Source organism: Candidatus Viridilinea mediisalina (genome assembly GCF_002532535.1).
GTDB classification, from domain to species: Bacteria; Chloroflexota; Chloroflexia; order Chloroflexales; family Chloroflexaceae; genus Viridilinea; species Viridilinea mediisalina.
Map to the genome: position 1 here is coordinate 1 of NZ_NQWI01000155.1, position 9,532 is coordinate 9,532.

General features: G+C 58.5%; 5 protein-coding genes. 3 read left to right on the plus strand and 2 right to left on the minus strand.

The features are described from left to right. Positions 1 to 591 precede the first annotated feature (591 nt). Positions 592 to 1,674: a DNA-processing protein DprA gene (dprA, locus tag CJ255_RS19745; protein WP_097645806.1), complete on the minus strand. Its 1,083-nt coding sequence runs from the start codon at positions 1,672 to 1,674 to the stop codon at positions 592 to 594. 365 nt (positions 1,675 to 2,039) lie between these two features. Here dprA and CJ255_RS19750 point away from each other — a divergent pair, with 365 nt between their 5' ends. Beyond that, complete coding sequence (locus CJ255_RS19750) at positions 2,040 to 6,134, plus strand: LamG-like jellyroll fold domain-containing protein (protein ID WP_245863607.1); 4,095 nt, start codon at positions 2,040 to 2,042, stop codon at positions 6,132 to 6,134. A 166-nt stretch (positions 6,135 to 6,300) separates the two neighbouring features. On the opposite strand, the gene CJ255_RS19755 is transcribed toward CJ255_RS19750, so the two are convergent. Continuing rightward, positions 6,301 to 6,921 (minus strand): Uma2 family endonuclease, encoded by a 621-nt coding sequence (locus tag CJ255_RS19755; protein ID WP_097645807.1) that lies wholly within the window; start codon positions 6,919 to 6,921, stop codon positions 6,301 to 6,303. A gap of 163 nt (positions 6,922 to 7,084) precedes the next feature. Between CJ255_RS19755 and CJ255_RS19760 the strand changes: the two genes are divergently transcribed. Continuing rightward, positions 7,085 to 8,341: a LamG domain-containing protein gene (locus CJ255_RS19760; RefSeq protein ID WP_097645808.1), complete on the plus strand. Its 1,257-nt coding sequence runs from the start codon at positions 7,085 to 7,087 to the stop codon at positions 8,339 to 8,341. Between the two features lie 77 nt (positions 8,342 to 8,418). Beyond that, positions 8,419 to 9,532 (plus strand): LamG domain-containing protein (locus CJ255_RS19765; RefSeq protein ID WP_097645809.1); only part of this gene is annotated, 1,114 nt, incomplete at its 3' end.

Here is a 9,532-nt window from a genome sequence, read left to right on the forward strand (position 1 = left end):
TTTGTTAGCGCGAAAAAGTTCTGGGCCGCACCGCTTGGCTTCGACAGGCTCAGCCAGCGGCGCGGTGGCTGCCAACCCAAGGCTTCTTCGCGTTAACAACGTTTTTTAGGGGAGGCAAAGCCTCCCCTAAATCCCTGCCATAGGAAATATGCTGCTATGCGTCATGATAGCACGCTGCGTCATAGGCAGCAAGGCCGAAATTGGCGCAAATTCACTCTTGACATGGGCGCGTTCCTTCGGTATAGTATCAATGTCCGAACTTCACAACCATATGCCGACTAGGCACGAAGGAGGTGATGCCCATGAATGATAGTAAGCGTTTGGGCGTCGCCGCTGGTGAGCCCCGCTAGGTCTTACCGAACCGGCGACCCCTTTTTTGACCAAAAACCCCTGCGTAGGCAGGGGTTTTTGCTTGTAAGATTGGGAAGACGCGAAGACGCGAAGACGCGAAGACGCGAAGACGCGAAGACACGAAGACACGAAGACACGCATCCTCGCCTCACGCCTCCTCGCATCCTCGCATCCTCGCCTCACGCATCCTCACATCTTCGCCTCACGCATCCTCGAAAGATTATGAAGTTACTCAGTTTTTTAGCGCACCAACACATAGAGCAAGGGGGCGGCTTGGCGCACGAGGCCGCGTAGTTCGAGTAGGGCTAAGGCGGCGGCGGCGGCAGGGGCACTGAGGTTCGCGGCGCGCCCCAGTTCATCAATGTGGGTTGGCTCGTAGCCCAGGAGTTGGAGTATGGCCGCTTCGGCTGGGTCGTCGGGGATTTCGCTGCGTGCTTCGCGCTGGACACTTGCCGCCGTCAAGTCCATGTCGTCCAAGAGTTCTTGGGCGCTGGTGACAAGCGTTGCGCCCTCGCGGATGAGTTGGTTGCAGCCAACACTCTGGCGTGAGGCGATTGGGCCGGGCAGCGCAAAGACATCGCGCCCCTGTTCGAGCGCAAAGCCAACGGTGATCAAGGCGCCACTGCGTTGGCCCGCTTCTACCACCAAGACGGCGCGGCTGAGCCCGCTGACGATGCGGTTACGCGCCGGAAAATTGGCCGGGGTGGGCAGCGTTCCCAAGGGGTAGTCGCTGATCAGCGCCCCCTGCTCAACAATCCGTGCCGCGAGACGGCGGTTGCGTTCAGGGTAGGGCTGATCTACACCGCAGCCCAATACAGCCAAGGTGCGTCCGCCCGCATCAAGGGCCGCTTCGTGGGCCATGGTATCAATCCCCAAGGCCAACCCCGAGACGACACTCACACTGGCGCGGGCCAACTCACCACTGAAGCGGAGCGCCGCATCGCGCCCATGGGTGGTGGGCGAGCGTGTGCCCACCACAGCAATGGCCCAATCGTCCGCCTCAGTGAGCGTGCCGCGCACATAGAGCAGCGGCGGGGCAGCGGGAATTTCGCGGAGCAACCGTGGGTAGGCCGGGTCGTCCCAACAGAGCAGCGTAACCCCAGCAGCAGCCACCCGCTCCAGTTCTGCATCAAGATCAAGGCGGCCACGGGCCGCAATGAGCGCAGCGCTCGCTTTACTCTCCAGGCCAGCGGCGGCCAACTCAAAGGCATCGGCATGCCATGCGTCGGCCAGCGAGCCACAATAGCCTTGCAGACGCGCGAGGCGGGCAGGCCCAATGCCGGAAACGAGGTTGAACCCAAGGTAGTAGCGCAGGTGATCCATGAGGTTTTGCTTTCCAGTGGCAAGGTAGGGGCGACGGGGTCGCCGCTACAGGCGTACATACAACATACTATCCCCTACTATCTATACCGTTGGAACGGCCCAAAAGATACGGTAGTGGATAGATTTTGGTGCATCATTCACGCTGCGTAACCAACGACTCACCTCGTAGTTTTGCCTGTTTAGGAGCCTGTTACCCCTCCCATGTAGCATATGCGCCAGCAGTATGCGGGCAGCATCATGCTCTCTGGTTGTGCATCCTTGCCTGTGGTGTGCCTTGCGTTTCATGAGGTAGATCAGCAAACGTAGGGAGAAGTTGTGGGCGAACAGGCTTCGCGCACCTATCCCCCACAGGTAAGGAAGAGGCAATGGCAGCACGTCACGGCTGGCGTTTGGGTTTGCTCGGCATGGTTGGTTTGCTCGTCGGATTGTTGGGGCTGCTGACGGTAGATCAGGTGGCGGCGACGGTGCCCAATCGTCAACCTTGGGAGCATGTGCCAGGGGTTTGCGCTCCGGCATTGCAAGGTGCTGTCTTTGCGCGCGCCGGTGAGGATTGTGGCGGTAGTGGTACATCCTTCGATACGGCACAGATCTATGGCCACGCGCTGCTGGTGGATGCTGCAAGCGTCACGACCCCTTGTGAACAAGGGCGTACCAGTGGCCTCTGTTACCGCCAGTGGTATACCGGCTTTGATGCGAATGGCGCACGCCGCATTGGGTTGGCCCTTTCGCCCGATGGCATAAGCTGGACACGTGTGGTTGGAACGGGCGCTGCGGGCAGTGTGTTGGGCTTTGGCCCCGCTGGGAGCTTCGATAGCGCCAATGTCTCCTTCCCTAGTGTGATCCGGACGGCCACTGGCTACCAGATGTGGTACACCGGGGGCAATGGGGCAACCTTTAGTATTGGGACGGCGGTTTCGAGCGATGGGCTTACGTGGACACGCCTCACTGGCCCATTGGCCGAGGGCGCTGTGCTGCGTCCCTCAGGAGTCGCGGGGAGCTTTGATCAGAGTATCATTGCGGCTTCGCGGGTGCTGCTTGATGGCGCAAGTTCCACTGCGCCCTGTGAATCTGGACGTACAAGTGGGCCTTGCTACCGCATGTGGTATCAGGGTATCAATAGCGGCAATGCCTTCTATATTGGCTACGCCCTCTCGCCCGATGGCCTCAATTGGACCCGTGTGGCTGGCTCTGGTACTGCTGGTGCCGTGATTGGCCAAGGGCCAACGGGCACCTTTGATGCCCAGCATGCCGCAATTGCCTCTGTGATCAAAGATGGGCCGCTCTTTCGCATGTGGTACAGCGCTCAGGATAGCTCCGGTGCCCATCGCATTGGCCATGTGGTTTCGAGCGATGGCCTTACCTGGACCCGCCCCGATCCTAATGATGCTATCTGGAGCGGGAGCGATGATCCGGGTACCCTTGCGCCCGATTATGTTTGGTCGCCCTTTGTGATCAAAGAGGGGCTGACCTACCGCATGTGGTACAACACCTCCATCCGCGAGAATTCACAGCGGGTGAGCCTCGCACATGTTACCCCCGGTTCGCCGCTGGGTGCTGTGAGTCTGAGTGTGGAGGGTGCCAACTATACGCTCAATTTCACCACCGCGACGCCTATTCCGGCAGATGGCTATGTGCTGGTTAGTCTGCCTGCTGATCTGCCTTTTAGCGCATTGACGCCGGGAGCGTTGAGTGGCTTTGGGGCCAATGCAACGCTGGTCGCTGATCCTACGGCACTCACCGATGGCCCAGCCGCCGGGGTGAGTCGCGGGGCGCTTGTGGTGCTTTTGCCTGCTGGTGCCGACCCTGGGCCCAAGAGCATCAGCTTTAGTGTGGCGGGCGAGCCCTATGTAGCTGACAATCTCTTCATCCAGAGTTTCGATAGTCGTGAAGTGCTTGAACGCGGGAGCCTGCCGTTGCTCATTGGTGAGCCGCCTGTACCAACGCCGATCCCTACCCATACGGTGCAGCCCACGAGTACCCCCAGCGCAACCGCCCAGCCCACGAGTACCCCCAGCGCAACCGCCCAGCCCACGAGTACCCCCAGCCCGACCGCCCAGCCCACGAGCAGTGCAACCCCAACAGAAGGCCCGTCGCCGACCCTAACTGCCACACCGGAGCCAAGTGCCACACCGGAGCCAAGTGCCACGCCAGCGCCGAGTGCCACGCCCGTTCCGACCAGCACGCCTATGCCTACCAGTACGCCTACGCCTGCACCGGAAGCCAATGCCCAACCATGGCAACAAGTGGCCGGGCCGTGTAGCAGCTTGGGCGGCGCAATCTTTGGGCGGGCCAACGATAATTGTGGTGGGAATGGTACCAGCTTTGATCTGACTGAAATCTTCCCGCCCCAGGTGTTACGTGATGAAGCGAGTGTTGCCCGCCCCTGTGAGAATGGTCGCACGAGTGGTATCTGCTACCGCATGTGGTACGTCGGTACAGGTGCGGCCCCCTTCTACGAGCGCAACATTGGTTACGCCCTCTCGCCCGATGGGATTGCGTGGCAGCGCGTGAGTGGCCCGCTGAACGGCGGAGCCGTCTTTAGTGCCTCTGGCGTGCCAGGGAGCTTCGACCGCGATGGGGTCTCAACCATGAATATCATCCGGGTGGGCGAGACCTATCGCATGTGGTATACAGGTTTTAGTGATCCTAGCACAATTGGCGGGATCGGGCTGGCCGAGTCGTCCGATGGCCTCGCCTGGACGCGCGTGCCCGGAGCGGAAGCTGGTAATGCTGTGCTGCGCCATTCTGGCATTGCAGGCCAGTTTGATGCTACCTACATTGTTGCGCCGAGTGTCATTCTCGATCAGGCCAGCACTGAGTTGCCCTGTGAAGCTGGGCGTACCAGTGGAGCATGTTACCGCATGTGGTACGAAGGGGTTAGCACCAGCCCAGCCTACACCTTCCGCATCGGTTTGGCCCTCTCGCCCGATGGGATCAACTGGACGCGGGTAGCCACCAATAGTGATGGCTCGATCACGACGCCCGGCCCCTTTGGTACCTTCGATGACAACAATCTGGGGGTGCCGTCGGTGATCAAAGATGGCGCACTCTTCCGAATGTGGTACGAAGCGAGTGGCTATAGCTCTGGCTATACCACTGGGTATATGGTTTCGACCGATGGCATCAACTGGACACGCGCCACCCCCAATACGCCGGTCTGGAGCGGCCCCGATGATGCGATTGTGGCAGGTACGCCCGATGAGGTTTGGGCGGTGCGCGCCTTGAAGGATGGCACGAGCTACCGGCTCTACTACACCACCAGCACGCGCCCCAACTCGACGCGCTTTGCGCTGGCCGCAATGACGCCCGGTGCCCCCCTGAACGACCTCAGTCTACAGGTGGAAGAGACGCTCTATACCTTGACCTTCAGTAGCGCTGCGCTGCCCAACGGTGGCAGTGTGCTGGTCACGCTGCCACCTGAGTTGCCCTTCAGCAACGTGAGTGCCGAGGCAATCAATGGTTTCGGCAATGGCGCGACGCTCAACGCCGATCCCGCTGCGGTCACCGATGCGGCTGCGGGCGGGAACGCCCGTGGTGCCCTGCTTGTGCGTCTACCCAATGGGGCACCCGCTGGCACCAAGAGCATCAGTTTTCACCTGACTGGTCATGTGCCAGTTGGCACCAATGCGCTCATTCAGGTCTTCAACCAGCGTGAAGTGGTGGGCTATGGCGAAATTGCGCTGCCAGCGCAGGATGGCCCTACCAACACGCCCGAGCCGACCAACACGCCCGGCCCGTCCCCCACGGCGACCAACACACCCGCGCCGCCCACGGCGACCAACACGCCTGAGCCGACCAACACGCCCGCACCGACCAACACGCCCGCGCCGGGCAGCAACTTCGCCTTGAGCTTTGCTGGCAACGATCAACTGACGGGCAGCGCCGTGCCTGGGCTGAATGGCAGCCAGACACTGGAACTCTGGGTACGCCCCGATCTTGCAGGCCAGGATGGAGTCATTGTAGCCACCGGCGCAGATAGTGGCTGGTCGCTCGAACTCAACGGTGGCCGGGCCACCTGGTGGATGCTCAACAGCGCCAATAGTTGGCAGATGGTGCAGCATGCAACTGTACTGAACACCAATAGCTGGAGCCATATTGCCCTGAGCTACAACGCCAACACCAACAGCGCCCAACTCTTTGTGAATGGCGTTGCTGGGCCACAGGTTACGGTCGGTGGCATCACCGTCGGCCCCAGCCTCTTCGTAGGCGGGCTCAACCCCTACGGCTTCTTCCGGGGCCAATTGGACGAACTGCGTCTCTCGAACAATGTGCGCTACACGGGCAACTTCACGCCACCGAGCAGTGCCTTCACCCCTGATGGAAACACCCTGGCGCTCTTCAGTTTCAACGAAGGCAGTGGCAGCACCACCGCAGATCGTTCTGGCAATAACCTGAGCCTAACCTTGGCCGCAGCGCCCAGCAACCCGACCTGGGTGAGCGGCACTGCACCAACGGATTGAGCGCAACCCTCGTAGAGATTTGCGGTCAGTAGACCTCCATGCAGGGCTTCTGGGGAGGCTCGCCTCCCCAAAAAGCATTTTTTCTGTCGTGTTGGCGGCTTCGCCGCCAACACGACAGAAAAAATGGCGTGGGGCATAGCCCAACCAGCGGGTTTCATGCAAGCCCTTATGGTAACATATCACTCACAGGTACCATCCCCAATACCTGTTCATGCAGCACGACCACAAGCTGATCGTGTGGCAAATAGATCTGCTGTTCAGCATAATCAGCAACCGTCAAATGGCTCATTGGCTTGGTATAGACCTCAACGTGGCGATCAACCAAGTTAATAAGCCAATAGATTGGAATACCTGCGCGTGCATAGATGCGTTTCTTGCTGGTACGATCACGTTGCAGGGTAGCATCAGCAACTTCAACGACTAGTGCAACTTCCTGCGCTTTTGGATGGCGTTCAAGATAGTCACGCCGCTGCCCACGGACAATGACGATATCCGGTTCTGGTTCGCTATCCTCAGTGGTAATGGGTTCTTGATCATCAACATACCATCCAGATGGAACCATCTGTGCCAGTAACTCACGGGTAGTTTGGGTGCAAACACGATGAGGGGGGTTTTTGGGCATCTTGGGTACAAGCCATCCTTCCAACAGCTCAACTGGATCATCTTCGGTGAGAATACCAGCTTGAACCATGGCATGATACTGCGCGACTTGAAGGCGCCAAATGGGATCGCTAGGAATCGCAATGAGTTGAAGTGTTTGTGCTTTGATTTGATCTTGGAGAGTCATGGTTTGGGTTTTCTATCCTCTGCTTGTTACTCGTCTTTGGTATTATACCATTTCAGATTGTAGATTGTAGATTGCCGAACATGGCGTCTCAATGGGCCTTAGCGTTCTTGATCATGCGGCATGTTCAAGGGTAATTGATATTATACCAATTGGAACAACGCCTATGTCTATGCTTCGCTGTATCTTTAGCATGCTGGTCACGTTGCTGCTCTTGGGTACAACCTTCACGCCCGTAGCAGCCTCAGAAGGCTCGTCACTCCGCTTTTTTGGCAGCGGGCCCAATGATATTGATCGGGTCAAAATCCCTTTGGGCAGCATCAGTGATGGCCAGATCATCGATTCACTGCCGGTCAATGTTGGCGGTGATTTCACCATTGAATTTTGGATACGAGCAACCCCTGGGGCCAACAATGCACCCGCTTGTGAAGATCGCGGCTGGTACTATGGCAACATTATTATTGACCGCGATGTGGATGGGCCGGGCGATTATGGCGATTATGGTGTGGCTATTTGCGATGGACGTCTTGCCTTTGGTGTTGCGGTAGGCGATGAGGAGCGCATGATTTTTGGCACCACCTCGGTGGTGACTGGTCAATGGCACCACGTTGCGGTCACTCGTGCTGATGGTGGTGCCATTGCTATCTTTGTAGACGGACGGCTTGATGCACAGGGGCCGGGCCCAGTGGGGCGGATTGATTACCGCACCAACCGCCCGAGTGAACAACCCAACAGTGATCCCTACCTCGTGCTGGGGGCAGAGAAGCACGACTATGAGGGCAGTGCCTATTACTATGGTTGGCTTGCCGATCTCCACATCTCCAACCAGGTGCGCTACATGAGTGACTTTGTGCGGCCTAGTGGCCCTCATCAGCCCGATGGCGCAACCGTGGCGCTCTATCGCTTTGATGAGGGCAGCGGTACGGTCATCAATGATAGTTCCGGAGCCCCTGGCGGGCCAAGTCATGGTATCCTAATGATCGGGGGAGACGAAAATGGCACGCGTTGGTCTGACGATAATCCTTTTCGTCAGGTCGAAGAGCATGAGCAAGAGCCACCACCGTTGCCAGAAGTTGACGCTGAGTTGCCCAGCGAACCTGTGGATGATGAAGCGCTCGATGAGCCGCTGACTCCCATTGCACTTGCTCCAACCCCCTTGGCACCGCTTCAGCCGGTAGATCCTGATCTGGCACCTGTCGATACCGAACCGACTGCGTTGAATCAAACCACCGTACCTGATGAGGTTTTGCTTGAGGCACCTGCCATCATAACGCTGCCTACTGTTATCCCCCCAAACCAGATTGCCAATACGCCCCCACCCTCCGCCTCTGGCACTACGGCTGTCTTCTTGGCTTTGGGTATCACCGTCTTGCTGCTTGGTATGGCTGTTTTTGGTGTCATGTTTTGGCGTGCTAAAAATTAATTATAGGGTACACAAGAGAATCTGGTTTCCTTGCACACCCTTGCCAACACGTTCAATTGTAATCTTGAAGTGGTAGTATGCAACGATCTCCGATTACCTGGCTCATCATTATCGCTCTTGTCGTTCTGCCCAACCTACTCCTCAACGATACGCCCTTGACGCAGCCGCTGCATGCCAGTAGTGGCTTTGCATTACGCCTCTTTGGAACCGGCCCCACCGATCGGGATCGGGTCAAGATTCCCTTGGGGGTGATTAGCAATGGCGCGTTGACGAGTTCATTTCCGGTGAATGTTGATACCGATTTCACGATTGAGTTTTGGATGCGGGCCGAGGCTGCGAACAATCCGTCCGATCCCTGTGGCAGCGGGAATGCTGGCTGGTACTATGGCACTATCTTGGTTGACCGTGATATTTTTGGGGATGATGCTGGCGATTACGGGATCGCGCTGCGCGACGGGCGGATTATCTTTGGGGTCAATAATGGCACGAACGAGACCAATCTGTGTGGCAACATCCCCGTAACCACAGGCCAATGGCGCCACATTGCGGTGACGCGCAATGCGAGTAGTGGCCTGATGCGGATTTTTGTAGATGGTCAACTCGATACGCAAGAAAATGGCCCCACTGGGGGGATTGCTTTTCCCGTGGGGCGCAGTGCCCACTCAGAATATCCTGATGATCCTTACCTTGTGTTGGGTGCCGAGAAGCACGACTATCCAGGGAGTCGCTACTACAACGGTTTGCTCGACGATCTGCGCATATCCAATCTGGTACGCTACGAAGCCTCCTTTACCCGTCCTACTGCGCCCCATGCTGCCGATAACAACACAGTTGCGCTCTATCGCTTTAACGAAGGCGCAGGCACACAGATCAACGATAGCTCTGGGGCTGCGGGCGGGCCAAGCCACGGCCAATTGATCCCGCGTAACAGCAGCAATGTGGCTGAACATTGGTCTGCTGAGACGCCACCATTCAGCGCTGATTCGGAGCCCTCCCCAAGCCCATCGCCCTCCCCAAGCCCATCGCCCTCGCCGAGCCCATCGCCCTCGCCGAGCCCGGAGCCCTCGCCGAGCCCATCGCCCTCGCCGAGCCCATCGCCCTCACCGAGCCCATCGCCCTCGCCGAGCCCGGAGCCCTCGCCGAGCCCGGAGCCCTCGCCGAGCCCGGAGCCCTCGCCGAGCCCGGAGCCCT